The 26,186-nt window shown below is 57.7% G+C and carries 21 protein-coding genes and 1 pseudogene; 5 read left to right on the top strand and 17 right to left on the bottom strand.

Features of this window, described 5'->3' with window-relative positions; all coding sequences use genetic code 11:
• Nucleotides 1-4: 4 nt before the first annotated feature.
• The 11 genes from QD461_RS19950 to QD461_RS19900 form a co-directional block, all read right to left on the bottom strand.
• Entirely contained in the window at nt 5-544 is a 540-nt protein-coding gene (locus QD461_RS19950; protein WP_414089307.1) for a DUF995 domain-containing protein, read from the bottom strand.
• A 145-nt stretch (nt 545-689) separates the two neighbouring features.
• On the bottom strand, nt 690-2,477 hold the full coding sequence (locus QD461_RS19945; protein WP_414089400.1) for a glycosyltransferase family 2 protein: 1,788 nt from the start codon (nt 2,475-2,477) through the stop codon (nt 690-692).
• Nucleotides 2,478-2,521: 44 nt separating this feature from the next.
• Nucleotides 2,522-3,508, bottom strand: coding sequence for a UDP-glucose 4-epimerase GalE (galE, locus tag QD461_RS19940; protein ID WP_414089306.1), 987 nt, complete (start codon nt 3,506-3,508; stop codon nt 2,522-2,524).
• The gene (locus QD461_RS19935) at nt 3,508-4,521 is read right to left on the bottom strand and encodes a UDP-glucuronic acid decarboxylase family protein (protein ID WP_414089305.1); all 1,014 of its coding nucleotides are present in this window, start codon (nt 4,519-4,521) and stop codon (nt 3,508-3,510) included. Before QD461_RS19935 ends, galE begins: the two co-directional genes overlap by 1 nt.
• A 556-nt stretch (nt 4,522-5,077) precedes the next feature.
• Nucleotides 5,078-5,416: a slr1659 superfamily regulator gene (locus tag QD461_RS19930; RefSeq protein WP_414089304.1), complete on the bottom strand. Its 339-nt coding sequence runs from the start codon at nt 5,414-5,416 to the stop codon at nt 5,078-5,080.
• 18 nt (nt 5,417-5,434) lie between these two features.
• Entirely contained in the window at nt 5,435-5,989 is a 555-nt protein-coding gene (locus QD461_RS19925) for a slr1658 superfamily regulator (protein ID WP_414089303.1), read from the bottom strand.
• Between the two features lie 3 nt (nt 5,990-5,992).
• The gene (locus QD461_RS19920; RefSeq protein WP_414089399.1) at nt 5,993-8,257 is read right to left on the bottom strand and encodes a SpoIIE family protein phosphatase; all 2,265 of its coding nucleotides are present in this window, start codon (nt 8,255-8,257) and stop codon (nt 5,993-5,995) included.
• Nucleotides 8,258-8,349: 92 nt separating this feature from the next.
• A complete protein-coding gene (locus QD461_RS19915; protein WP_414089302.1) occupies nt 8,350-9,525 on the bottom strand; it encodes a methyltransferase domain-containing protein in 1,176 nt (391 codons plus the stop codon).
• Complete coding sequence (locus QD461_RS19910; protein WP_414089301.1) at nt 9,522-9,974, bottom strand: ubiquinone biosynthesis methyltransferase UbiE; 453 nt, start codon at nt 9,972-9,974, stop codon at nt 9,522-9,524. The genes QD461_RS19915 and QD461_RS19910 overlap by 4 nt, the downstream gene beginning before the upstream one ends.
• A 97-nt stretch (nt 9,975-10,071) precedes the next feature.
• Entirely contained in the window at nt 10,072-11,772 is a 1,701-nt protein-coding gene (locus QD461_RS19905) for a putative bifunctional diguanylate cyclase/phosphodiesterase (RefSeq protein ID WP_414089300.1), read from the bottom strand.
• A 385-nt stretch (nt 11,773-12,157) separates the two neighbouring features.
• A complete protein-coding gene (locus QD461_RS19900; protein WP_414089299.1) occupies nt 12,158-13,333 on the bottom strand; it encodes an aminotransferase class V-fold PLP-dependent enzyme in 1,176 nt (391 codons plus the stop codon).
• A 355-nt stretch (nt 13,334-13,688) separates the two neighbouring features.
• Between QD461_RS19900 and QD461_RS19895 the strand changes: the two genes are divergently transcribed.
• Entirely contained in the window at nt 13,689-14,384 is a 696-nt protein-coding gene (locus QD461_RS19895) for a hypothetical protein (RefSeq protein WP_414089298.1), read from the top strand.
• A 168-nt stretch (nt 14,385-14,552) separates the two neighbouring features.
• Here QD461_RS19895 and gstA read toward each other — a convergent pair whose 3' ends face one another.
• Nucleotides 14,553-15,158, bottom strand: a complete 606-nt coding sequence (gene gstA, locus QD461_RS19890; RefSeq protein WP_414089297.1) for a glutathione transferase GstA — start codon at nt 15,156-15,158, stop codon at nt 14,553-14,555.
• Between the two features lie 495 nt (nt 15,159-15,653).
• On the opposite strand from gstA, the gene QD461_RS19885 reads away from it, so the two are divergent.
• Complete coding sequence (locus tag QD461_RS19885; protein WP_414089296.1) at nt 15,654-18,005, top strand: methyl-accepting chemotaxis protein; 2,352 nt, start codon at nt 15,654-15,656, stop codon at nt 18,003-18,005.
• Nucleotides 18,006-18,250: 245 nt separating this feature from the next.
• Here QD461_RS19885 and QD461_RS19880 read toward each other — a convergent pair.
• From QD461_RS19880 to QD461_RS19870, 3 genes and pseudogenes are all read right to left on the bottom strand, one after another.
• Nucleotides 18,251-18,818 (bottom strand): annotated as a pseudogene (locus tag QD461_RS19880) (N-acetyltransferase family protein).
• Between the two features lie 38 nt (nt 18,819-18,856).
• The gene (locus QD461_RS19875) at nt 18,857-20,098 is read right to left on the bottom strand and encodes an NAD(P)/FAD-dependent oxidoreductase (RefSeq protein ID WP_414089295.1); all 1,242 of its coding nucleotides are present in this window, start codon (nt 20,096-20,098) and stop codon (nt 18,857-18,859) included.
• Nucleotides 20,095-20,412, bottom strand: coding sequence for a MocE family 2Fe-2S type ferredoxin (locus QD461_RS19870; RefSeq protein WP_199088172.1), 318 nt, complete (start codon nt 20,410-20,412; stop codon nt 20,095-20,097). Before QD461_RS19870 ends, QD461_RS19875 begins: the two co-directional genes overlap by 4 nt.
• A 177-nt stretch (nt 20,413-20,589) precedes the next feature.
• Here QD461_RS19870 and QD461_RS19865 point away from each other — a divergent pair, with 177 nt between their 5' ends.
• Nucleotides 20,590-21,612 carry a LacI family DNA-binding transcriptional regulator gene (locus QD461_RS19865; protein ID WP_414089294.1) on the top strand — a complete coding sequence of 341 codons (1,023 nt, stop codon included), beginning with the start codon at nt 20,590-20,592 and terminating at the stop codon, nt 21,610-21,612.
• Nucleotides 21,613-21,823: 211 nt separating this feature from the next.
• Here the strand turns inward: QD461_RS19865 and QD461_RS19860 are convergent, their stop codons facing one another.
• Together QD461_RS19860 and QD461_RS19855 are read right to left on the bottom strand one after the other, a co-directional pair.
• Entirely contained in the window at nt 21,824-22,858 is a 1,035-nt protein-coding gene (locus QD461_RS19860; protein WP_414089293.1) for a sterol desaturase family protein, read from the bottom strand.
• A gap of 195 nt (nt 22,859-23,053) precedes the next feature.
• Nucleotides 23,054-23,983 carry a sugar ABC transporter substrate-binding protein gene (locus tag QD461_RS19855; RefSeq protein WP_414089292.1) on the bottom strand — a complete coding sequence of 310 codons (930 nt, stop codon included), beginning with the start codon at nt 23,981-23,983 and terminating at the stop codon, nt 23,054-23,056.
• A gap of 230 nt (nt 23,984-24,213) precedes the next feature.
• Between QD461_RS19855 and QD461_RS19850 the strand changes: the two genes are divergently transcribed.
• Both QD461_RS19850 and QD461_RS19845 read left to right on the top strand, forming a co-directional pair.
• Complete coding sequence (locus tag QD461_RS19850) at nt 24,214-25,047, top strand: sugar phosphate isomerase/epimerase family protein (protein WP_414089291.1); 834 nt, start codon at nt 24,214-24,216, stop codon at nt 25,045-25,047.
• Nucleotides 25,048-25,097: 50 nt separating this feature from the next.
• Nucleotides 25,098-26,186: S-(hydroxymethyl)glutathione dehydrogenase/class III alcohol dehydrogenase (locus tag QD461_RS19845; RefSeq protein ID WP_414089290.1), on the top strand; the 1,089-nt coding region annotated here is incomplete at its 3' end.

Below are 26,186 nucleotides of genomic sequence, written 5' to 3'. Positions count from 1 at the left end.
TCCCTCAGTCGGTTTTGTGAACGGTCAGGGCGGCTTTCATGGCTTCCAGTCGCTGTGAGACCAGATCATCGGCGATCAACTTTGTCGCCTCATCGGTTTGTTTGGTGACGGGATGGCGAAACACGAACCATGTTCCGCCAGTCTCTCTCTTTTGATAGATCGTTCCATCGAGTATGCGATGAACGAAGCAGGTCTTGGCGGGAAACTGGCCATTTGCGGCATGCCAGGTTGCGTCAAGACATAGGCGGCCGTTATCCGTCACGGCCCATCGACCCTCGGCCCAGGATTGCCCTCCCGTTCCGTCGACCCAGGCGGAAAACCGCCTGTCGATGTTCTCCATTCGGCCCGCGCCGTCGGGCCAGCGCCAGCTCTTGTCGTGATAAAGCGTGTATAGTTCGACTGCCGTCATCGGCCTTGCACCGTCCGGCAATGTCATTGTTGCCGCGGCTTTAACACTGCTGCTCTCCGCGGCGACCCCAAGAACGATCGCAAATGCGAGCGATGTCGCGGGGATGAGAGAGACTATATTTTTCAATGGCTTCATATCATTTCTCCCGTGGTCTGATTGGAATGCGGCTTTGTCGTTGCTGTCCGAGCGGCCGGCCGCCGATCAAGCCAACATGTCCGGTACCATCGACAACTATTTTCATCTGGGCCTCCCGCCGAAGGCGTCCTTCCCGTCTTGAACCTCAGTTATCCGCGTTGCTCACTTGCCAGTGCGGATTGAACACCAACCGGTGTAGTCCGCGTCCTCCGACCCCTGCGCCTGCCACGGAAGAACGCTCTTCGAACAGAGTGTAGCCATCAGCGTTCCAGGCCAGCGATTGCACTCCGTCGTGGCCGCGCTCAACGAGACCGACGAACGGTAGCGCAGTCAACGCAAGCAAGCCGCTGGCGAGTGCGGGACGATAGAAGTGCCTGTGTGCCGTGCTGACAGAGTTTTCGCGGTCGTGTTGACGGACGATAACCACCAGCAACAGCGTGTAGATGGCGGCGTTCAAGCTCGCGAAGATGTAGAAGCCGCCGGCTTCGCCTGCCGTGCCAACAAGCAGTACAGGCAGGACAGAGACCAGAGCCAGGATGCAGTAAGGCGCAAGAACCCTGAAAGGTATCGGGTCTACCTCGGAGGTGCCTTTCGGCGTAACGCGGAAATCCACGAAAGATCCCGTCGCGCAATCACGGATGGCGGCAAGGGTTCCCGCCAGCGCCCACGGCCAGCGGGCGAACAGGAACAGCGTCATCTCCCAGCTCAGTATCTTGGCGTCGATCGATCGGAACGTGCCCGTGCTGCGCCAGCGATAAGCAAACAGGATCAGCAGAAGTGATTGCGGTGCGAAATGCAGCAGGAAATCGGGGTAGGAGACCGCGACGAAAGTCTTCCCTCGAGCGAGCGCGATCACTGGCAAGACGAACATCAGCGCCATGAAGAGCGAGAACAGCGGATACCAGAGCTGCGAAAACAGGAACTGGATCTTGAGGCGCAGCGGCAGCCGCCCGAGCAAGCTTGGCGAATATTGCAGCAGGATCATCATCAGGCTGCGCGACCATTGAAACTCCTGGGTGATGAGATCGGCAAACGTCCGCGGCCCGTCGCCATGGGCAATGGCGTCGAGTGCATGGACGCCCCGCCAGCCGTGCGCATTCATCATCAGCGTGGTGGAGTGATCCTCCGCCAGTTCTGGCCCCAGCCCACCGATGCTGCGGAGGGCCTTGGTGCGAACGGCATAGTGCGAGCCGATGCAGAGCGGCGCAAGACCGCAATTGAACCCGGCCTGAAGCGATCCGTGCATGCTGGCTTCAGCGTAGAGGCGGCCACGGGCTGACCAGCTTTCCTGAGCATTCTGATCGCAGATACTTGGTGCGGACACATAGCCGATCGCTGGATCCGCAAAGGGGCGAAGCATCTGGAAGAGATAGCCTTGCTCCGGAACGTGATCGGCATCGAGTTGTGCCACGAAGTCATATCGCTCGTAGCCGTATTGATCATAGAAGAAGGCAAGGTTGCCTTCCTTGCAGCGGGTCCGCCGCGGCCAGCTCTTGCGATGGTAGTCCTCGCGCCCTCTGCGAGTGGAAACCTGGACGCCGTGTTTGCGGCACCAGTCAAGCGTCGACGGCGATGGGTCCTCGTCAGCAAGCCAGGTATCGTGAGGGACGTCCTGGATCAGCATCGCGTTCAGCGTCCGTGCGACGACGGTAAACGGCTCCGAGGGCGCCTTCGTAACGACCATTGCGACACGGCTCCCTGCAGGCAATTGCAATTGCCCCATAGGCTTCTTGGCGCGAAAGAAGACGGCTATGAAGTAGGTCGGAATGATCGTCACCCAGGCTAGCACCAGGGTAAGCAGAACAGACCCTATCGCGTCGACATGGTGAGCCGGTATAAGCCACCAGCTCCAGAAATATCCGAGCGCGGCGAGCCACAACGTCGCGCAAGCAATATACTCCACGCGCTGAGGACCTTGCAGAATTCGGGTCATCAATCGCTGGTCTTGAGTGGCAAGAGCACGTGTCCGGATCGAGGTCATGCCCGCACCTCCAATCCAAAGAAGGGGGCTGCTGTACGAATGATCGTTTCAATGTCCGAATGAAGAGCGCGGAAGCCGAGTTTTTCGGCAGCAAGATCCGAAGCTGCGTAAAGGGCAGGCGGATCACCCGCACGGCGCATGCGCATGGCGACCGGAACCGGACGGCCGCAGATGCGTTCGATCGCACGGATGATTTCTTTGATCGAGGTGCCGCGTCCGGTTCCGAGATTGACGGCAAGATTGTTTCCGCCCGACAGGAGATATTCAACCGCCAGGACATGCGCCCTGGCAAGGTCGGTCACATGGATGTAGTCGCGGACGCATGTGCCATCGGGCGTATCATAGTCGCTACCAAAAACATCCAGTTTCTCAAGCGCTCCGCCTGTTGCCAGCAAGGCGCGGGGAATGAGATGCGTTTCCGGATTGTGCCACTCACCGAGTTCGCGCTCCGGATCGGCGCCTGAGGCGTTGAAGTAGCGCAGGGCCACATAGTTGAGCCCATAGGCAGACGAATAGTCGGCGAGCATATGTTCGGCGATCAGTTTCGTTCTGCCATAGGGATTGATGGGGCGCGGTGTCTCGGTCTCCCGGATCGGCAGCTGATCCGGAATTCCGTAGATTGCGCAGCTTGACGAAAAAATCAGCTTGTCCGCATTCGCACGGCGGCATGCCTCCAGCACCGACAGCGTGCCGTTCACATTGTTCGCATAGTACTTTGCGGGATTTTCTACGGATTCGCCGACATAGGCCGATGCGGCGAAATGGATGATCGCTGCGGGCTTGTACTGGAGGATTGTTTCCGCCAGCCGCCACATGTTGAGGATATCTCCCTCCACCAAAGGCCCCCAACGCACCGAGGAGGGGTGGCCGGTCGACAGATTGTCATAGACGACCGGCTGGAAGCCCTGGTTATGGAGGTGCTTGGCGGTATGGCTGCCGATGAAGCCGGCGCCACCCACGACGAGTATTGTTTGCCTGGACATCACGCAACCTCGAAAAGCTCGCTGTTAGGACGCACAAGCTGGCGCTCGAAGTAGGCAATGGTGGATTCCAGACCATCTGCCAGAGCGACGGATGGTTCCCATCCAAGTTCGCGTTTGGCGATGGTAATATCAGGCCGCCGCTGGCGCGGGTCGTCGATCGGCAGAGGCTGGTAGACGACATGCGACGACGAGCCAGTCATGGTGATGACCTTTTCGGCGAGCTCGCGTACGGTGAATTCCGCCGGATTGCCGAGATTGACGGGCGTGTGAATGGTCGTTTCGTTGCCCATCAGGCGGATGAAGCCTTCGATCAGATCGGCAACGTAGCAGAAGGATCGCGTTTGGGATCCATCACCATAGACGGTGATATCCTGGCCCTTGAGGGCTTGCACGATAAAGTTGGAAACGACTCGGCCGTCATCGGGACGCATGCGTGGGCCATAGGTGTTGAATATTCGCGCAATTCTGATGTCGACGCCGTACTGGGCGTGAAAATCCCGGAAGAGCGTTTCGGCGGAGCGCTTGCCTTCATCATAGCAGGAGCGGGGACCGAAGGAGTTGACGTTGCCCCAGTAGTTCTCCGGTTGCGGATGTACCTGCGGGTCTCCATAGATTTCCGAGGTAGAGGCCTGGAAGATACGTGCCTGGTGACGTGTGGCGAGCTCCAGAAGATTGAGCGAGCCGAAGACACATGTCTTCATCGTATGAATGGGGTCCGCTTGATAGTGTGGCGGCGATGCCGGACAGGCTAGATTGTAGATTTCATTGACCGGTATATCGAGCGATGCAATCACGTCGTGGCGGACGAAGCTAAATGTATCAAAACGAAGCAGATGTCTGATGTTATCTATCCGCCCAGTTGAGAAATCATCCACGCAGATGACCTCATGACCACTCTGCAGAAGCCGGTCGCACAGATGTGAACCAAGGAATCCGGCGCCGCCGGCAACAAGAATTGTCCGCTTTTGCGTATTTGTTGGAGATATACTCGCAGATTTGAACGCTATGCCCATCAAACCCTCCCGGAAATTAGACACAAAGCCGAGTGTTCAAGGAAAACAGAATTTCTGTCCTTGTTAGATGCGATTACAATTATAGGTCATTGCTGCAACTTGAGATTATAGTTTACTAATATTTAACTATGCTGTCGTTAGCAGAGAATGCGGAAACTTTGCATTCTGTCCATTTTTATATCTAATAAATGGACTGATATATTTTAAGTAAACTAACCTGAGTTGCATATTTGTTCTTTGGTATTCATAGTAATTGTGGTATTTTCTTTTCAATTTAAACTAGATCGATCTATTATTTCCATTTCTTGGTTGGTATATGTCCGATGTGGCGCAAAATCCGGGTGACGTTGAAAAATGAGCGCACGCTCAGTCCCGCAGACGTAGCAACGGCTGCGCCGCAAAGCTGTGATAAATGGCAAAGTCGGGCTGGGATCCCCGGAGAGTTTTGGCTGTGCCACAGTCGGCGCCAGACGATATGGCCCTTTAAGTGCTTTCCGCTGCGTGAGACGCTCGGGTTCGCAAGCCGATTTCTCGCTTGGCTTTCAAACAGTCGACCCTAGGTCAAGCGTAGGTCAAGTCGTGGGTGAAGCTTCTTCAGGTTCGGCAGGGACTTCATTTGCCACGGGATTTGCGACGATCCACATATCGTAAGATGGACGTCGGCGTGCTTTCGGGCTTCGATCGTCAGCTTGGCAAGCAAATTGATCCCTGATGAATTCAGGAACTGCAAACCGGTCAAATCGAAGGTTGCCTTGCCGCCGTTCCCGTGAAGAACCCGCCTGGCGAGATCATAGACCGGCGCATAGGCGTCTGGACCGGCCAAACGCATGGTCCCGTCGAAATATAGAGTGTTGCCTTCGGACCAGACGCGGAACGCTTCTTCTTTGATTTCCATAAACGGCCTCTCGCGGGTTCACGATGATGATATTGCCATCGCGGCATAGGTTTGAAGTTTTGTCCTCTTATGCGGACCGTCTTCGTCGAAGCGCCAGGCCAGTTGAACCTGGTAGTCACTCATCAAAGTCAACAGTCCTAACCCGGACGCATTGTCGCCCGCAAGAACACTAGCCTCGATCTGTTCTATAAGGAGGTCGCCGGGATCGCCATTCGTAACCTTCTGCAACAATTCCTGGAAGCGGTCCGTTGCGTCGCGGTCGATTAGGTTTGCGATGCGCATCCTGAAACTATGAGCGTCCGTCAGCGCCTCAATCATGATCTCGCCTGCAGCGCGAAACTTGATCGAGTTTTCGATGAGCTCGTTTGTCAGATAGCCGATGTCGTGCCGGATCGTCTTGTATTGCCGCTCTGAGGAGCGGAAGCCGAGCGACATGGTTTCGGCGATGAAGTCTGAAGTCATGGCGGAGTGGCGCCAGGCCAAATGCAGCGGCCCGTCAAACAGGCAGATTCGCAAGGCATTGGCCGTATTGAACGAAACCAGATGTTGTTGGCCGAAGGTTGCAGTTGTCATCTCTCACCTATGTCGCATCACGACAAGAGTAATATCATCATGGATCTTCTGAGTTCCGATATAGGTCATGAGGTCGTCGAGTATGCCCTTAACCACTTCTTCGGCCGTGCCGCCATGCAGGCGACGGGCATCCTCCAGAAGCCGCTCGAAGCCGAACAATTCGCCTTTTGAATTCTCCGCTTCGGTGACGCCATCCGTGTGGAGGACAACCATATCGCCCCTTTCGAAGGGGATCTCGCGTGTATCGATAAAGGGGGCTATGTCGGGTTCGAGACCGACGGGAAGACCGAGATCCCCGGTCTCGATCCGTTCAACCTTGCCGTTCTGACGAACGATGATCATGTCTTCGTGCTGGCCGGAGATTGTCAGCCGCTTGCCATCATAGTCGAGGAACGACAAGGTCAGGTGCTTGTCCGTATTGGTCCGCTCGATATTCTTGAAAATTGCGCGGTTGAGGTCGGTCAGGAATTTTGCCGGATCCATTTCACCGGCCTCCTGTAGGGCGCGCGCGATCGATTGCACCATCAGCATGAGTACGCCGCTCTCAAGCCCGTGACCGGTGACGTCGCCGATGCCGATCTTCAGATTGTTTCCACTCTGCAGAACGTCATAATAGTCGCCACCGACTTCATCGGCCGGGCGCATGTAAGCCGCGATTTCCAGGTTCTTGTTGGCGGTGAGTTCCTTGGCGCGCGGCAGCACCATGAGCTGTATTTGTCGCGCAACATTGAGCTCTGCGCCCAGCCTCAGGTTTTCGCTTTTCAGCTGGCCGTTCAGGGTTGAAATCTCTTCCTTCGCCGCTTCTATTTCCTGGGTTCGATCGGATACGAGCTTCTCGAGATTTTCGGTATGGAAGCTGATATCCTCGGCCATGCGGTTGAAGGCGATACCGGCCTCCCCCACTTCATCCTTGGTCGAGATGTCGACCCTGACTGAGTAATCCTTCGCCTGTATGCGCTTTGCGGCGCTCGCCAGCGCGCTGATCCCGCCGGTGACACGTTTCGAAGCGGCAAAGACCGCCGCCGTGACAATCATTAGAGAGACCAGAACCGCCATGATTTGGTAGAGTAGGATGCGATTGGTGGCGCGCGATATCTCCTCTTTGGCTGCTATGAGCGAGGCGTAGATTTCGCGTTCGGGCACTACGATCCCAAGCGACATGACTTCACGCTGCACAGGCCCTTCCACCCAGAGATTGGTCGGATGCAGTTGCTTGACGACGACAAGATAGGGAACCTTCTCACCCTGTTCGTCGAGGGAAATATGCTGTATTGCGCCGTCTGCATCGAGCGGCAGCGTCGTGATCGCCTTTTGCACGCTGTTGCGCAATGATCGATCGAGGCCGGTCACACCCTTGGTGGCCGCATCGTTCGAGGCGCGCAGGCCGATGATCTTTTCACCAACCGGGTTGATCGCGACGACATTTCCGTTCGACATTGTCAGGAAGCCAAAGCCACTTTGGGCCACTTTGACATTCTCGACGATCTCCGCCAACTGGGTGAGAGTGATATCTGCCCCGGCAGCGCCGGCGATGCCATGCCGATCCGGTGTCCATAGCGGGTGAAAGAAGCTGACGATGAGCTTGCCCGTAATCGCGTCGGTGTAGGGAGCGGTTTGGGTAATATAGTCAGCGACTGGTCGCGATGATGGAGTTGCGGCCCATTGCTGCCAGGATTCATAAAGACCCGGAAAAAAGAAAGTCCAAAAGTCCGACGTGTTGTGGCCTGGGTAGAGCCGGTCAAATGTCTGCGCCTGGGTCGTGTAAGGAGCCGTTCGGAAGATTGGGCGCTCTCGCGGCCCGATGTAGTACATTTGCAGCTTCGATGCGCCGTTGTGCAGCAGGGAAGGCGCAACGAGATTGAGCACGGCGCTCCATTCGATGTCGGCCTGGACCTGGGGCAGGGGGCGATGATCCTTGTCCAGCAGATAGCCCCATACGCTGATGACCGATGGTGTCCCAGGAGCATTTTGAGCCCACTGACCAGTCGGATCATAGGTGACCGTTACGGCGCCGGGAGAGGCCTTGTCCATGGCGGAGCCGATCGCTCCGCTCCTCGTGGGGTTGTCGATCTGGCCCTGCAATACCCCTGCGAGCGCCTTTACGTCGGAGTGGACCTGATCGACGAGGAGGCCGACCTGCGTGGCGGTGGAATCCGCATAGGAGCGGATGTAATCCTGGCTTGCCTTCTCGAGGCCTTGGCCAACTTCGGTTGTCGCATTGCGTGAGAGACGCTGAACGTTCCAGAGCGCAAGGCCGCCACTGACCATCAAGTCGAAGAGAACGGCGCCGCCGACAACGATCAGAAACTTGGCGCGAAACGAGCGCAGTCCCAGCTTTCTCTTGGCCAAGGAAGTTTCCATCATAGCGGTTTCTGTCCCGATGTGGCCCAGATCGGCCAGCCCGCATAGCCTCGGGGGTGAAGAGCGGCGAAGATGTGGTCGGCAAAGCCCTGCTTGAACTTCTCTATGAATTCGGGTGCGTCGCCACGTCGAATCGCCATCTCGTCGGCGTAGACATTCTGCCATGCCGTAATGATGTCGGCGAAGTCCTGCGGATCGCCATCGAGATTAGTCACCATGAAGCTTTCCATCCTTACATCCGTAAAGCCCGCATCCAGCAGCATGCGGCGGCCTTTCGGGCCCATCTCGACATCCATATCGAAGTGCGCGAATAGCTTGGCCACTTCGGTGTAGGTCCATTGGATACTCTCGGCTCTCGGCTCGCCGAGGCAGTGGGAGTTCTTCTCGTTGGTGATGTAGACCCGGCCGCCAGGCTTGCATATGCGATAGAGCTCCCGAAGCAGGACGTCGGGGCGATCGAAGATCTGCAGCGAATGCCTGCAAGTCACGAAATCGAACTGGTCGCTCTCGAACAGCATCTGTGAAGCGTCGCCATAGGTGTATTCGATATCCTGGACGTCGAAGTCCTCCGCCACCTTGCGGGCATAGTCCAGGCTTGGGATGGAGTGATCGAGGGCGACAATCCGGGCCGGTTTGAAGTCCTTTCTCAGCAACATCGCGAAATCACCGATGCCGCAACAGATATCGGCGATGTTCATGCCCTCGCGAAGGCCGTGGCGCGGCAGCATCTCGCGCTCGTGTCGCCATGTCATCTTCGTCTGTGTTCTGAGGATGGGTATGAAGCTCTGGTTTTCGACGAAAGTCTGGCCCGGATAGAAGGCGGAGTCGTAGATGTCGACTGTGATATTCGGCGAGAGATCGCTCAAATGACGGAAGAGCCGAGACGCCCATGTCACGACGCTCGAGGCAACGACCGTCAACTTGAGATCCGGCCTCGAGCGAGTTGCATCGAGCAGGACATGCGTCAGCGCGCGAAACGCCGTGTTGTTCATATGCGTAACGCGCTTCAGATTGATGTAGCAGATGCCGTTTACGGTCTCGATGCCGGTGCGCAGGAGAGCGAGATCATCGGCAAGTTCGGCGACCGAATGTGGTCTCAGCACTCCGGAAAGAGAGAACTCCTGATTGTTGGCGTCGAATTGTGCGGTGAAACGGTTGGGAAAATGGTTGCTCAATTGAGGAGCCTTTCAAGCGCAAGGTCCACCACGAGGGTCAGCATGCCCCTATTTTGCTTCTGCAGTCTGACGCTGGCATCGTAGTTGACCAGCAAACCGAGAAGGATCGCATGCTCTGCGCGTGCGGCATCATCGGTAATGACATCGAGATAATGTGCGAGTGCCTGGCCGACCCTGGCGCGTTCGATGATTGTCTCGTAGGAGCCGCGTTGCTCGTCCGAGCAGGGAAATGTCAACTCGATCCGTTCGAACGAGCCATTCCTATAGAAACGGCAGGTCAGCGCCCCCCTGCACTCGCGCGTATGGAACGACATTTCGAAGAGTTCGTTCAACGCGGAAGAAAGCAAATTGGCATGGCGGGTGGGATCGTGGCGATCATGGCTGACCATGCGCGCTACATAGGCGGCGCATTGATCGCAATGCCGCCAGTCCGCCGAAAAGGATGCCATGTCCATTTCGAGCTCGAGCAATGGCTGAGACGCGTTATCCGTTTGCATTTCCGCGGTGTCCACTTGAGAGGCTCCTGGATGGAAAGCGTTTCGAGGATTATGGCCTGACGTGAATCTCATCGAAGGTTGTCGCCGTCGATTGAGAGCGTCCGCCTTGTCTTATGAATTCTTCGAGCCGTTCGGCCCGCATCGGTGGGCTGATGCAATAGCCTTGGAGGCGGTCGCAGCCTTCCTGCAACAGCCATCCAGCCTGTTGCGGCGTTTCAACGCCTTCTGCCGTGACCCGCATATCCAGGCCGTGCGCGAGGCTGATGACGGAACGTACGATCGTTTGGCTTTTGGTGTCCTGCATAAGATCCTTGATGAAATAGCGATCGATCTTGATCGTATCGAAGGGGAAATTCTTCAGGTAGCTAAGAGAGGAATATTCGGTACCGAAGTCGTCGAGCGAAATCTGTATGCCGAGCACGTTCAGCGTGTTCAGCGTATCGAGATTGTTGATGGTTCGCTCCAGCAGCACGCCTTCGGTGATCTCCAACTCCAGACGCTCGGCGGGAAAGCCGACGATGTCGAGCGTCTGCGATACGCGATCGGTAAGTCCAGGAGTCAAGAATTCAGCCGGCGAAAGGTTGACTGCAAGCGTGTAGTGCTCCGGCCATGAAAGCGCCTCGCGGCAGGCTTCTTCTAACATCCACTGGCCGATCTCGCGCATGAGGCCATCGGCTTCCGCCATGGGAATGAATGCTGCCGGTGGGATGATCCCCAAGGTGGGATGCCGCCAGCGCAACAATGCCTCGAAACCCACGACAGTGGATGGCGGTTCGACCAGAGGCTGATACTCGATGAAAAACTCATCGCGCTGAAGGGCCACGCGAAGACTGCGCCGCAGCAACTCCCTTTGCTCGACAACGATCAGCATGGTCGGGTCGAAGGTCCGTGCCCGCCGGCGCCCCTCCTTCTTGGCGGCATAAAGGGCAACGTCAGCCGCTTTCATCAATTGCTCGTCCTCATTGCCGTCGCGCGGCGCGATCGCCACCCCGACGCTGACGCCGACGAACAGGGAGATACCGTTGACGATGAACGGCTTCTTGAAGGCTGCGACCAGCGCGTCGGCCAACTGCTCGGCTTCGAAGGCTTGCTGCGGTCTGACCTGAATGATGGCAAACTCATCGCCGGCGAGGCGATATACCGTGCCGCCCTGGCCAAGCGTTTCCTTGATCCTTTCGGCGGCGAGCTTCAGGACGATATCGCCGGCTCCATGGCCGAGAGTGTCATTGACGGGCTTGAAGTCGTCGAGATCGAGCTGCATGAGGGCAGGCCCGATCTTGCCGCTTGCCGGAAGCAATTGCGCGAGTTCCGCGCTGAACTGACGACGGTTCGGCAAACCTGTCAGCACGTCATGCGTTGCTTGATGGATGAGTTGCGCTTTTTCACTGTCTTCGGATGGTGGGCCGATGCCTGCCGCCTTGGTTTGGATGACAAGGAGCCCTGTATGGATAAGGGAGACAAGGAGGCTGCATTTCCCCTGTTTCGGCGTGTCGATCTGGATCGTGTGGGGTTCGCCGGTGTCGATCACCTGCCTGATCATTGCGGCAAGAACTGGCTTGGCAAGCTCGGGATAGGCTTCCCACAAGGTCAGGTCTTTTTTTGACGCGAGAGCGGTATGATCGTGAAACCCCTTGGAGGAGTCGAGTAGTCTGAGATCGAGATCCCAAAGTGAAACCGCCGCCTCGAAACGGTTGGCAGATTTAGATTCGTGTGGAATTCGCTGCGACCGGTCCACTCGGTTTTCCGGCATATGGCCTCGCCCTCCCAAGCCGGCCCAGCAAAATCTGGCCGCTGTCCAGTTTGAACCGGCCCGCTCGCATAGGAGCTTACGCGTCGACAACGCAACCTCATTCAGCGTACGGGCGCGGTCGCAAATTACCAGAACGTGGCAACCGCTTTAAACGAATATATTACGAGACGTTCATTTAGCAATGATTGTTGAAGTGTGAGTGATTTAAATGGATGGAGAATCTTACGATTTGTCCCATTTTCACACGCTAGGCGGTGTTTTTATCGCCAACTGATGGCGTGAAGGTTGTGTTTTTGAATTCGCCGGACGGAAAGTGAAATCCGGAAGGCCCGAAGCCACCTCAAATTGCCGTTTTTGCATGCCAACTGAAACGCTGATGCTTGGTCTAAATGGTTAGCCGGCGGCAACGTTCGACAAGCGCGAGGATCTCCTCCTCGGTGTTGTAATAGTGGGGTGAAGCCCGGATCAACGTCGGCAGGGCGCGAGCCCTCGCATCCAACAATGTGCTTGAAGCCTTTGATATGCTGACATGAATTCCAGCCTCGGCAAGAATGTTCCTGACGGTTTCGGCCTCATGGCCGTCTATGGAAAGAGATATGATCGCCGCGGGTGTTGGCCCGAGGTCATATAGGTGAACCCCCGGCAATCGACTCAATTCTGCGCGCAAGAGCGTGCCGAGCGACTGGCAACGCGCCTCTATCTGTTCCAGCCCCAGGGAAAGTGCATAGTCGATCGCAACGCCGAGGCCCAGTCGCGCCGCATAGTTGTTCTCCCAGGTCTCGAAACGCCTTGCGTCGGCGCGTAGCTCGTACCGGTCGGGTTCGACCCAGGGCGCGGCAAAGTGGTCGATCACCGGCGGATGCAGGTGCTCGAGCAATGATTGCCTGACATAAAGGAATCCGGTGCCGCGCGGTCCGCGAAGAAATTTGCGACCTGGAGCCGTCAGCATGTCACAGCCGAGTTGCTGGACATTAACCGGCATTTGCCCCACCGCCTGGCAGGCGTCGAGCAGATAGGGCACACCATGGCGGCGTGCGATGTCGCCGACTTCCGCAGCTGGATTGATCAGGCCGCCATTCGTCGGAACCCAGGTCAGCGCGATCAGACGAACACGATCATCGATCATGCTTTCCAGTGCTTCGGGATCAAGAACGCCGTTATGGTCGTTTGGCACGACGTCGATCGTCACGCCGTGCGTTTTTGCTGCATGCAGGAATGCCACATAGTTGGCCGCATATTCCGCACGCGCCGTGAGGATCCGATCTCCCGGCTTGAAGGTGAAGGAGTAGAACGCCATTTGCCATGCCACCGTGGCATTTTCCGTCAGGGCGATCTCCTCCGGTCGAGCGCCGAGCAAATTCGCAACGCTCGCATAGACGCCATCCAGGGCCTGCTGCGCTTCGCCCGCTGCCTCGTATCCGCCGATTTCGGCTTCGCGCCGCAAATGGCCTGTCATGGCGTCCAGGACGGGCCGCGGCATCAACGCGGCGCCCGCGTTATTCAGGTGGATGCCATGTTCGACGCCGGGCGTATCGGCCCGAACAGCAAAGAGATCGATCATCTTTTGGCCTTTCCAGGGGCTCTTGTCGGCTTCAGCCGTTGCGCGGAGGTACTTTTATAACCTCCTCGGCGAAGCGTATAGGGCGGCATTGCGTAAGCCATTGCCCGTCTGGATATACGGCACTTTTCATGCGCGCACGTCAAAAAGTGCGGTTGGTTCCGCACGCTCGGATTTTGAAGCTCTGTCTAGTTGGACGGCTGAGCAGGCGCTCCTGTCGCCGGGCCGGGCGACAACGTTAAAGGCTAAGTTCCATAAGCGGTGGATATCCCCGTCTCTCTTTCAACTTTTCGGCGAGCGTGCTTCCCAATCCGCACGGAGCAGTTCACCATCTCGGGATGACAAGCGGGGGGGTGGAATGAAGAGACTTATAATCGCGGCGGCCATTGCAATGATGGCTCTTCCTTTGGCCGTAAAAGCTCAATCGGTAGTCGCCAGCAAGAGCACCTACGACTATGACAGAAACAGTTTGAGCGACCCGGCGGCCCTCAACTGGAACATAGAAGAATGCAGTCACGGGGCTATCAAGCCGGATGTGCAGGAGAAGCTGGCGAAGCTTTTGCGCGTGCCCGAGGCGAGTGTTCGTCGTGAATTTTGCCGCCGAATACTGACCGCCTATGCGCGAGGCGCCATTTCCTATGATGACTATGCAAGGTTCATGGGCGGGGGCGGGTTGGCGCCGAGCATTGCGCGGGCGCTGCGAACTGTGGGTTCTAGCCCAGTGAGGCCACAAAGCGAGAAAAGCGGTGACATCGTTCTTCCCGCGAGCGCCAAAATGGACTCAGGGGAGATATTCAAGGGAACGACCATCGCATCCGGCAGCGACGGGCGTTTTTCGGTCCAGTCGTCGCGGCGTTCAGTGAAATGCTCCGGCAGCTACGATCTAAGGGACCGGCGCCCAAAGATCACTCTTCCGGTTAAATGTTCAGACGGCCGCACCGGGCGGGTCGAGGTCACAAGGGCAGCAGATCTGATGTCTGCCTGGGGAATTGTAAAGCTGTCCGATGGCAGCGCCGGCCGGCTGACCGTGGGCAAAGTTCGCAAGCAGTTGTAATGACGATAGAAGTGATCGCTGCGCAGATATTGAGCGCGGATTGCTGCGGGAAAACCCGGACGCCTGCGGGATAGGAGCTGACGTGAAGCCCGCCTTTGGAGGCGGGCTTCCTTGTGTGTTAGGTGCCGAGCCTGAAGGGAAGCCTGACAAACAAGCTTCCACGGTTCGTCAGATCAGCCCCTCGGCTTTCAGGGCGGCCTGCACTCCCGGACGGCTTGCGACCGTTTCGATAAAGCGATTGATGTTCTTGTAGGCGGACAGGTCTACGCCAACGCGGCCGGACCAGCCCAGCACCGTCCACAAATAGGCGTCGGGGGCGGTGAAGTGATCGCCGAGCAGGTAGGGCTTTCCTTCGAGGCTGGCATCGACATAGCCGAGGCGCTTTGCGAGATGTGCGCGGTTTGTGTCCTTGGTCGCGTCGGGCGTATCGGGCCGGAAGAGCGGGCCGTATGTCTTGTGGAGTTCACTCGAAATGAAAGCCAGCCAGCGCTGCGCCCGGTAGCGGTCCATCTCACCGGCTTTCGGCATCAGGCCACTCTCGGGTTTCAGGTCGGCCAGATACTGCACGAGTATCTGCGACTCAGTCAGCAACTCGCCTCCGTCCAGCACAAGAGCCGGCACGTAGCCGTTCGGATTGGTGGCGAGATAGTCTTCGCCTTGCTCCGTCTTCTTGGTGGCGAGATCGACTTGGATAACGTCAAGATCGATGGCGGCTTCCCGCGCGACGATATGCGGTGCGAGCGAGCAGGCGCCGGCTTTGTAGAACAGTTTCATAAAATGGATACTCCCGAAATTTGCCGCCGCTCACTGCCATGGAGACGCTTTGATACTCAAGACAAATTTGCTTGATCCGGAGGTCTTTTGCCGGCGGCTTGCTGATCCCGTGCATGATCATCCCGTCGCGCGACATTCCATTGCAGATGGCTTGATAGTTGGCGCCATGCGACGTGCGCCGGCAGGTTCGACCCCGGCGCTTGAATTGCAATGTTTTTCGCAAATTGTGCGGTGCAATACATGCCGTTTTAGCTTCTATCCCTTCAAAACATGAATTCTCCGCAAATGATTGCCGGAATTTCTTGGGGACCAGAAGTTATGGTGAGGCGCGCGGCTTGGGAGATATTTCGATACACGCATTTTTAATCAAGAACATCTAGTTTTCCCATGAGCGAGCGGTTCTGGTTGTTGTCTTCCGCTTGCGGAATATTGTTACTTTCAAAGGCACGTGGGGGCGCGCCGAGTGATCGCAACGCCACCCGATAAGGTGGTGATATGATTTTGAAATCTGCAACTAGCCGCAATATTTTTTCAGTCGCTGCATGCGGCGTGGTCGCAACGGTGGCAGCTTCCGCGATCCTAATTGATTCCGCTTACACCAATATTCGCCAGTCCAGCCTCAGCCAGATGCAGCAGATCGCCAGCACGACCGCAGCGGGATCGGAAAAGACGCTTGGAGCCGCAATCGCCGTCGTCAATTCGCTTGAGACGGTGCTGTCCACCATGCGGATCTCCAATGATGCGAGCCGGACGACTGCGGACGCAATCCTGAAGAGCTTGCTTGACGGCAATCCGGGCGCTCTCGGCGTCTGGACGGGCTGGGAGCCGAATGCCTTCGATGGCAAGGACAAGGACTTCGCGGGCAAGGACGGCAATGATGCCACCGGCCGCTACATTCCTTATTGGGTCCGCAGCGGCGGCAAAGTCACCAACGTCCCGCTTGTCGACTACACCGTCGCGGGCGCCGGCGACTATTACCAGCTTCCGTTCAATCAGCGGAAGACCGTGATTATCGAGCCTTATTCCTATGCGATCGACGGTAAGCAAGTGCTGATGACCTCGATCGCCAAGCCGATCATGATCGATGGGAAGCCGGTGGGGGTCACCGGTCTGGATATGGCTCTGGACGATGCCCAGAAAGCCATTTCCGCCATTCGACCGATGGGAACGGGCTTCATGAGCCTTGTTACCGGCGCAGGCGGGATGATCAGCCATCCTGACGCGGCACTTATCGGAAAGAACATCAAGGATGGGGGTGCAGAGACCGCGGGTTGGGATCAACTGATTGCCAATCCCGGCACTGAGCGCGAAATCACCGGCGCTGACGGCGGGACTTATTTCGCCATCGCCGAACCGGTAAAACTAACCGACACCACCTCGTGGTACGCGATCGTGGTCGTTCCTAAAGCCACGGTCTTCGCCCAGGTCAATAGCGTCGTGAGGAATGCGATCGCAGTTACCTCGATCGCGGCCATTCTTCTGGGACTTGCTGGCTGGCTGATCGCTCGCAGGTTCGTTCGCAGGATAGAGAACGTCATCGGCGAAACAGATCGTATCGCCAATGGGGATCTCGACGTTGTACTCAAGGACCGAGAGAGACGCGACGAAATCGGCGACTTGTCGCGCTCGCTGTACATCCTGCTGGAAAGCAACCGCGACAAGGTGCGCCTGGAGACCGAGGCGGAAGCAAGCCGTGCCACGCAGGAAGCCGAGCGTGCCGAGCGTGCCCGCATCAACAATGCTCAGGAAGCGGAAGTGAAGTTCGCCGTCAGCGAGCTTGCTGCAGGGCTGGTCCAGCTTTCAGATGGAAATATGACGGTGCGGCTCGACCAACCATTCACTTCGGCTCTCGACGAAATACGCGGTAATTTCAATACCTCCGTTGAAAAACTTCAAGCTGCCTTGGTCTCCTTCTCGGAGAATGCGTCCGTCATCCAATCCGGCTCGGAGGAAATCCGCACCGGCGCGGACGATCTTGCGAGACGTACCGAGCAGCAGGCCGCCTCCGTCGAGGAAACGGCGGCAGCACTTGAGCAGATCACCACCTCCATCAAGGATTCGACGACACGCGCAGAAGAGGCGGCAGCGTTGGTCAGCCGTACGAAAGGCAATGCCGAGCAGTCGGGCGAGATCGTTCACAGTGCCGTCGAAGCCATGAACGGCATCGAACAGTCTTCCCAGTCGATTTCCAACATCATCGGTGTGATCGACGATATCGCGTTTCAGACGAACCTGCTCGCTCTCAATGCCGGTGTTGAAGCGGCCCGCGCGGGGGAGGCCGGCAAGGGTTTTGCGGTCGTCGCCCAAGAGGTCCGCGAGTTGGCGCAGCGCTCCGCAACCGCTGCCAAGGAAATCAAGGCTCTCATTCATTCGTCCGGAGATCAGGTCAAGAGAGGCGTCAGCTTGGTTGGCCAGACCGGAGAGGCGCTGCGGGCTATGGTTCAGGAGGTTCAACTGATCGATCGCAACGTTCAGGCGATCGTGCAATCGGCCCGGGAACAGTCGACGGGCCTTCAGGAGATCAATACGGCGGTCAACCAGATGGATCAGGCGACGCAGAAGAATGCTGCAATGGTCGAGGAATCCAATGCGGCAACGCACACGCTCGCCAGCGAAGTTTCCTCGCTGTCGGCAAGGCTTGGGCAATTCAAACTGGACGCGGGAAGAGTGGTTTCGATAAGCGGTTCGCCACGCAGAACAGCCGACATGACCGCCGGCACGGCTCGACCAGCCGCGATCCCACATCCGGGGTCAGAGCTTTCCGGCCAAAGGGCATTAGGCGAGAGACTTCGCTCTGCCTTCGGAAAAACCTCGGCAGCAGCAAGCCCGGCCTGGGAGGACTTTTGATAGCTGAAGTGCTTCTGGCCAACTGAGCGCCGCTTCGCGAATGGTGGCAAAGCTGTCGTCACTGACCAAATCGCCTGCCAATTGAACGGCTTCCACGGCATCGAGTGCCAGGTTTATCTGGTGCTCGATGCAACATTGTCTGCGGACAGATCGTTCACGCATGCGGCCCTATCGGGCTCCAACCCAGCCGCCGGTTTACAATGCTTCGTCGCAGAGCTACTGCCTCAGATCTCCAGTCGACGTGTTCAGCGGTATTCTAAGCGTACAACTGGCCTTGAAGGCAGCCGCCTTGCAACTTCTACGAAGCCGGCATCGGGGAACATCTATAGCGTCCCCTGATAAAGTTCGCTTGATTTTGATGCAATGGACGGATCGACGGGTTATGTCTCGAAACATTCGGCCCCCTGAGCTATTGCAAACTCGACGGCATGTTTCAGCAGCAGGCGCGAGAGCCCCTGCCGTCGGAATGATTTGCGCACGATGAAGCAATTGATCGACCACACCACTCTGTCATCGATGGGAGCAAAAGGCTTGGAACGGCGCAGACGTTCGAATGCTGCACGTGACGCGACATCGCACCATCCAGCCGGTTCGCCCTCCTGATAGGCGACAACACCCGGCGGGCGCGGTTGATGGAGTAGATTTCGGAACCAGTCGTGATTTCCCTTGCCCGATCCCGCCTTGTAGTCGGCGTATCGGAAGATACCAGTAGGCGCAGCGACAGTTTCTGCCGCCGGAGTAATCGTCGAAGAGCGCTTCTATATAGGGTGGGCGATCAGCGGTCGCAGCGCGGAAAAAGAAGCGGTTCTGCATGACGCAAGGGTAGGGCGCTGACCTTATCGCTGGATGCCCTATGCTGCTCGCGGCAGCAAGGACTTGAGGTTCGCGCCCCCAGCCAACGCCTCGATAGGCAAAATGAGGCGCTTGGCAATCAGCATCTCGCTCAACTTGATATCCTTGGCGACCCTGTTGCCAGGCCCGACGCCACTTGCTGCGACCAGCCGTTGCTCGCCGTCGAGATGAAACAGGATGAAGGCGCCCTCGCCAAGATCTCTACGAACAACGGAGCTGCCCTCATCGGCTAGGCCGGCGATCTGGAGCGTATGATCGAACTGATCCGACCAGAAATAGGGGACGGCCTCGTGGGTGCGGTTGGCGCCTAAGAGATTGGCGGCGGCAAGAATGCCTTGATCCTGCGCGTTGCGCCACGCCTCCAGACGCAGCCGACGGCCGCCATAAAGGGGATGTGGAAAGGAGCAGCAGTCGCCGGCGGCATAGATATCTGCAACCGACGTCTCCAGGCGTTCGTTGACGGTAATGCCATTATCGACGGCAATCCCTGCCTGAACGGCGAGCTCGATGCGGGGCTGCGCGCCGATCCCCACGACCAGTACATCTGCCGTGATCATTTCTCTGTCGGACAGAGAAATGGCGACGCGTTGCTCGTCCGCTTCAATATCGAGGACGCTCACGCCGCATTGGATCGTGACGCCGTTGCGGCGATGCAGAGACGCCATTGTTTCGGCGATCGGCTCGGGTACACCGCGTTTGAGAATGCGCTCCTGCGCCTCGATGATCGTTGCCTTGGCACCGCGACTGCGCGCCGAAGCGGCGACCTCCAGCCCGATGAAGCCGCCGCCGAGCACGGCGACATGCATATCGGCGCGGATCCAGGGACGCAGCGCAAGCGCGTCGTCGATCGTCCGCAGGTAAACGATCCGGCTGCTGGTTGGAACGTTCGGCAATCGCCTTGGCGTTGCGCCCGTCGTCAGCAGCAATTTGCTGTAAAGCAATGCCCGGCCATCCGAAAGGATCAGTTGCTTTGCAGAAGTGTCGACAGCCGTCGCCGTTGCTCCGCTAATATGTCGGATATTCCGCTCCTGGAGCGCGAGCTCGTCGAGCACGGCTGGAGATTGAGGTTCTGCTTCATCAAGCAGGATCTTTTTGGAAAGTGGCGGTCGCTCATAGGGCAGGTGAACCTCCTCGCCGATGATGGTGACGGGATGCAGGTAGCTTCCTTCGCGCAGGCTTAAAGCCGCGCGTGCGCCGCACTCGCCGGCGCCGACGATGATGATCCCGGGCTCGCTACTCATGCTCCGATCCCGATCATGACGCGATCGCCCTCCACCTTGACCGGATAAGTTTTCAGATTGATGCAGACCGGCGCGCCCCGCGCCTCGCCCGTCTTGTAGCTGAAGCGACCATTGTGCTTTGGACATTCGATGGTGTCATCCATGACGAGCCCATCGGCTAAATGGATCTTTTCGTGGGTGCAAAGGCCATCGGTGGCGAAATACTCGTCGTCAGGGCTACGATAAATCGCAAAAGTTCGCCCGGCGTGGTCGAAGCGGACGACATCTTCCTGATCGATTTCATCGGCACTGCACGCGTCAACCCAGTTGGTCATTTCTTCCTCCCACTACATTTGGCCAAAGCCGTCAAAGCCATTGTCAGATGTTGAAAAAATCGACGTTGCGCCTTGATCGCGCTTCGTTTTCTCTCCCCGACTGGTTTTCAAGCATGCGCGAGATTGCCCTTCACATTCCACGCTGATTATGATCATTTTTCCTCAAGGAGGAGCGGAATGAAGAAGGCACGTCTCGTTGACATTGCTGCAGCCGCAGGTGTCGGCCTTGCGACCGTGGAACGCGTTCTGAATGAACGCGGCAGCGTGAAGCCGCAGACGGCGGAGAAAGTGGTGCTGGCCGCCAAGCGGCTGGGCTACAAGGGGAACATTCCAAGTCTCTATCGCGGCACGATCCGCATTGAGGTCATCCTGGTCAGGCCGGAGTCGCCATTCTTCAGCAGGCTCAATCGGGCCTTCGAGCGGATTGCCGCCTCGCTGGACAGCTCGATCACCGTCAACCGGACCTTCGTGGAAGAGAACGATCCCGAGAAGTTTGCGGCGCATGTGGCCAACAGCAGCATTCGCCGGCATGGTCTGATTGTTGCCGCCGTCGATCACCCGGCAATTCGCGAGAGCCTGCGCAAGGCTCGGGCAGCCGGTGTCGAAGTGGTGCAGATCGTGTCCTATCTCACCGGCAGGGACGACGTGTTCGTCGGTATAGACAATTATGCCGCGGGCCGAACCGCTGGATTCTATATCTCGCGCATGCTCCAACACGTTACCGGTAGCATCATCGCCGTCTGCCATAGTTGGGCCTATCAGATCCACAGGGAGCGTATCCGCGGCTTTTCCGATTATCTCGGCGCCGAGGGCCGCTCAAAATTGATGTTTTCAGAGGTGGTGTTCGGTCGTGATGATGACGTGCAATCCGCCGAGTTGCTGGCACAGGCGCTGCGACGTTGCCCCGATATTGTCGGCGTCTACAACGCCGGCGGGGCCAATCTCGGTGTCGGCTCGGTACTTCAACGCTTTCACGAGCAGAGAAGGGGTGAATGCGTGTGGATAGGGCATGAGCTCAATGATGAAACCCGCCGCTTCATATCGTCGGGGCTCATGACGCTCGTGCTCGATCAAGCACCCGAGACACAGGCAAGGCGGGCGCTGGATACTATTCTGTCGCGAATGGGGATCATTGATGTGCCGGTCAGCCAGGATCCGGTGCCGTTCCTGACATATACGGCGGAGAATATAGGAACGTAGATTGTCACCCTTCGGTGATAAAGCGGAAATGACAAGGCCGGAGCCTGCGAAGGAGGGCCGCAGGCCCCGGCATTTCCCGCCATCGACGGCCGGTGAGGCCGGTTGCGGGGGAGAGCTAAAATGGCGCATATGGAGCGCAATATGACTTCGGCAAGCGCGTGAGATCATTATGCCGGCGGCGTGATCCGGCCGGCTCTGATCTTGCTCTGCTCTAGCCCGCCGTGCCGGAGCGGCGCGCTTGTTTCTCGGCATATTTCTTGGCGCGCTCCATGAAGCGCTTGTTCATCCGATCCTCCGCTTCCTTCGAACCATCGTGAAAGGTGCCGAACCACTGGTCGAGCGGAATGACACCGTCTGCATAGTTGCATTCGAAGAACTTGTGATGGAGATAGTGGTCATACGCATAGGTATCGATCCCGGCTTCTTCACCGATGACGATCTTATCGAAGCCGGCATGGCCCGGCGCCGGCGCCAGCGCGGCATGGGTCAGATGGAACAGCGCATGGATCGGATTGGACGGCACGATCCAATGAATGAGAACGCCCGAGAAATACAGGAGATGCTCGACCGGGTGCATGGCCAGACCTGACCATGGACCTGGATTGACGTTGTTATGATGCAGCTTGTGGACCGCATGGTAGAGCGGCGGCCAGTGGATCAGACGATGCACGAGGTAGAAGTGCAGATCGCGGAAGGCCGGGATCAGCAGCATGATGATCGCGCAATAGATCGGGTGTTCGGCAAAATCCACATAGGGAATGATGCCATTGGCAAAGGTCCAGAGGGTCAGCACCTCGAAGGTCGTCCAGAAAGGCACGGCGCTTGCAAAGGTCCAGATCACATTGTCGGTGGTCTGGTTGCCGAACAGAAACGCCGAATTATCCTTCGATGGCCATTTGCTATTGTATTTGAAGCTCGTGCCTTGCTTCTTCTGCATGTAGAGACGCAGGTGGAAGGCGCCGAAAAACACGAAGACCAGAGCGGCATTGCGCGCGAGCAGATAGGCGATCCAGCCCGGCGCCAGCGACCTCATGGTTTCCATGGAGGGGGTCGCATAAAGCCACAGTAGCGTTGCGACGACGGCATAGATGACATTCCATGGCATCAGATAACCGGGGTATCCGAAGAACCATTTCAGGAATGCGATCGGTTTGGCTGGCCAGATGAAGACGGGCGGGTATTGCAAAAGCTTCTTTGGCTTCCAGTCACCGCGTTTGTCGCGCGTGCCGTAGAGCGTGTCGTCCATAATGTGCCTCCCGGTGAATGAAACGATGCAGTCAGTGTCAGCGGTGTCGACTGGAAACGACAGCATTGATTTGATGAAATTTGCTCACGGCGATGAGAAGTTCGAAGCGCCTCAATGGGGATGGGAAGGGGAACCCCATGGCTCCTCCTTCCCTGGCACCGGCAGCTGCGCTCCTCGTTGCCGATGCTCGTCTCGTCAGTTCAGGCTCTCGAATTGAACCATGTTTTCCTTTGTGACCAGGTTGAAGGGGATCCACACTTCCCGGTCGATCTGCTCGCCCTTGATCGCCTTGAGTGCGGTATCGACGGCACCGCGGCCCTGTGCCTTCGCGTCCTGGAACACCGTGACTTTGAGGTCGCCTGATTTCATCGCCTGTAGCGCGTCGGGCGTCGCGTCGATGCCTGCAACGATGGTCTTGTCGGTGGAGCCACCTGCATTCTTGATCGCGGAGATCGCGCCGAGCGCCATTTCCTCATTGTTGGCTATAACCGCATCGAAGGTCAGCCCTGACGTCAGCCAGTTCGAGACCAGATCTGCGCCATCGACCCGGCTCCAATTGCCCACCTGCTCGCGCACGACCTTGATGCCGCTGCAGTCGCTCGATTTCAGGACGTCATGAACGTCCTGCGTCCGCTGGCGTGCCGCCTGACTGCTGAGATCGCCGACCATGACGACGACGTCACCCTTGCCGCCGAGCATGCGACAGACTTCCTTCGTCTGCAGAGTGCCGGATTCGGTTTCATTCGATCCGACGAAGGCCTGCTTCTGTGCAAGCGTCGTCAGGTCCGTCGGTTGGATGTTGACGTAGATCAGCGGAATTCCGGCATCCGCCGCAATCTTGCTCATCGCCAGCGTTCCGTCAGAATCCACCGGATCGACAATGATGGCCGACACACCGCCGGCCGCGAAATTGCGCACCTGATCTAGCTGCTTGTTGACGTCGTTGGCGGCGTCGACCACCTGCAGGTCGAGGCCCTTGGTCTTGCCGTAGTCCTGCATCCCATTGGCGATCAAGGTTTGGAAATTGGTTGTCAGGTAGCCCATCGAGACACCGATCCGATCGGCGGCTTGGGCTTGCGATGACAGCACGAGCGCGAGCGCGCTGGCGCTCAAAAACTTCAACATGTTCTCCTCCCAGGAAACGACGGCCCGAGTGACCGCTAGGAAAGAGTTACCGATGGAGCTGGTCGGCGTCCGAGAGTATTTTGATGAAAAACCATCATGCCGGCGGCCCGTGATCGGGCGAATACATCCGCTTTGCAATGAAACGCACCGATGATCAAAACCCATCACCGCATCGGCTGGCAAACACTTGGAATTCGTGATCTGAGCAGCCTACTGCTACGGGAGGAATTATGCAGAATTTGCTCATATTCCAGTCGCTTTGGTCCATGGAGCGACGCAGCGCGCGTTATCCAGAGCTCTCTCTGGAGGAGAGTATCGAAAAGATTGCTACTGCCGGATTCGATGGGATCAGCACCCATTGGTATGACCGCGATGTCGTTGCCCGTATTGCAGGCCTGCTGAAACAGCACGGTTTGCAGGCGGAGGGGCAGTGTTTCCCCAAGACCGTTGACGATCTGAAGCCGGCGCTGGAAGTCGCTGCTGAATTCAATGTTCATCACATCTGCCTGCAGCCTGACGTGCGACTGCGTCGGCTGGAAGATTGCATCCCCCTGCTGGACGGATGGCAGCGGCTGGCGGAAGAGGCCGGCATCGATGTCTGGATCGAGACCCACCGCGACCGGATGACGACCGACCTGTTCTTCACGCTCGATCTGCTCGACCGGCTGCCGAACCTGCGGCTACTCGGCGATATCTCGCATTTCCTCGTCGGGCGGGAGTTTTCCTGGCCTGTATCCGAGGAGAACCATGCGCTTATTCATCGGATCCTGGATAGTTCCTGGGCCTTTCATGGCCGCGTTGCCTCACGCGAACAGGTTCAGATCGAAATCTCTTTCCCGCATCACAGACCCTGGCTCGATCTTTTCCTTGGCTGGTGGGACTATGGTTTCAGGAGCTGGCGCAAGCGGGCCGATAGGGACGCAACGCTTGCCTTCACCTGTGAGCTGGGACCGAAGCCCTATGCCATCACCGGAAGGGACGGTGAAGACAGCACCGACCGTTGGGAGGAGTCCCTCCTCATGAGGCAGGAAATACTTGATTTGTGGGCAAGAACTGCCAGCTAACAAATCAAACGAGATATCACGGATAGACTATTGATTCTGGAGGAGTTTCCATGGACGTAAGAGCAGCAGTCGCGGTGCAGGCCGGTAAGCCGCTTGAGGTGATGACGGTTCAGCTTGAGGGACCGCGCGCCGGCGAAGTGCTGATCGAGGTCAAGGCGACCGGTATCTGCCACACCGATGATTTCACCCTATCGGGTGCCGATCCGGAAGGTCTGTTTCCCGCCATCCTCGGTCATGAAGGTGCAGGCATCGTCGTCGATGTCGGTCCGGGCGTGACCTCGGTCAGGAAGGGCGACCACGTCATTCCGCTCTATACGCCCGAATGCCGCGAATGCCCCTCATGCCTTTCCCGCAAGACCAACCTCTGCACGGCAATCCGCTCGACCCAGGGCCAGGGCCTGATGCCGGATGGCACCTCGCGCTTCTCGATCGGCAAGGACAAGATCCATCACTATATGGGCTGCTCGACCTTCGCCAATTATACCGTGCTGCCGGAGATTGCCGTYGCCAAGGTCAATCCCGAYGCTCCCTTCGACAAGATCTGCTATATCGGCTGCGGCGTGACCACCGGCATCGGTGCGGTCATCAACACCGCCAAGGTGGAGATGGGCGCAACCGCGATCGTCTTCGGTCTCGGCGGTATCGGCCTCAATGTCATCCAGGGCCTCAAGCTTGCCGGCGCCGACATGATCATCGGTGTCGACCTCAACAATGACAAGAAGGCCTGGGGYGARCGCTTCGGCATGACGCATTTCGTCAATCCGAAGGAWGTCGGCGACGACATCGTGCCCTACCTCGTCAACATGACCAAGCGCGGMGCCGACCAGATCGGCGGCGCCGACTACACTTTCGACTGCACCGGCAACACCAAGGTGATGCGCCAGGCGCTGGAAGCCAGCCATCGCGGCTGGGGCAAGTCKGTSGTCATCGGCGTTGCCGGCGCCGGCCAGGAGATYTCGACGCGTCCGTTCCAGYTGGTGACGGGCCGCTCGTGGATGGGCACGGCCTTYGGCGGCGCCCGTGGCCGCACCGATGTTCCAAAGATCGTCGACTGGTACATGGAAGGCAAGATCCAGATCGATCCGATGATCACCCACACCATGCCGCTCGAAGACATCAACAAGGGCTTCGACCTCATG

Source organism: Rhizobium sp. BR 314, assembly GCF_047445805.1.
Taxonomy (GTDB): domain Bacteria; phylum Pseudomonadota; class Alphaproteobacteria; order Rhizobiales; family Rhizobiaceae; genus Rhizobium; species Rhizobium lusitanum_B.
The sequence above is the reverse complement of the archived record's forward strand: the minus strand, read 5'-3'. Positions and strand labels throughout refer to the sequence as shown.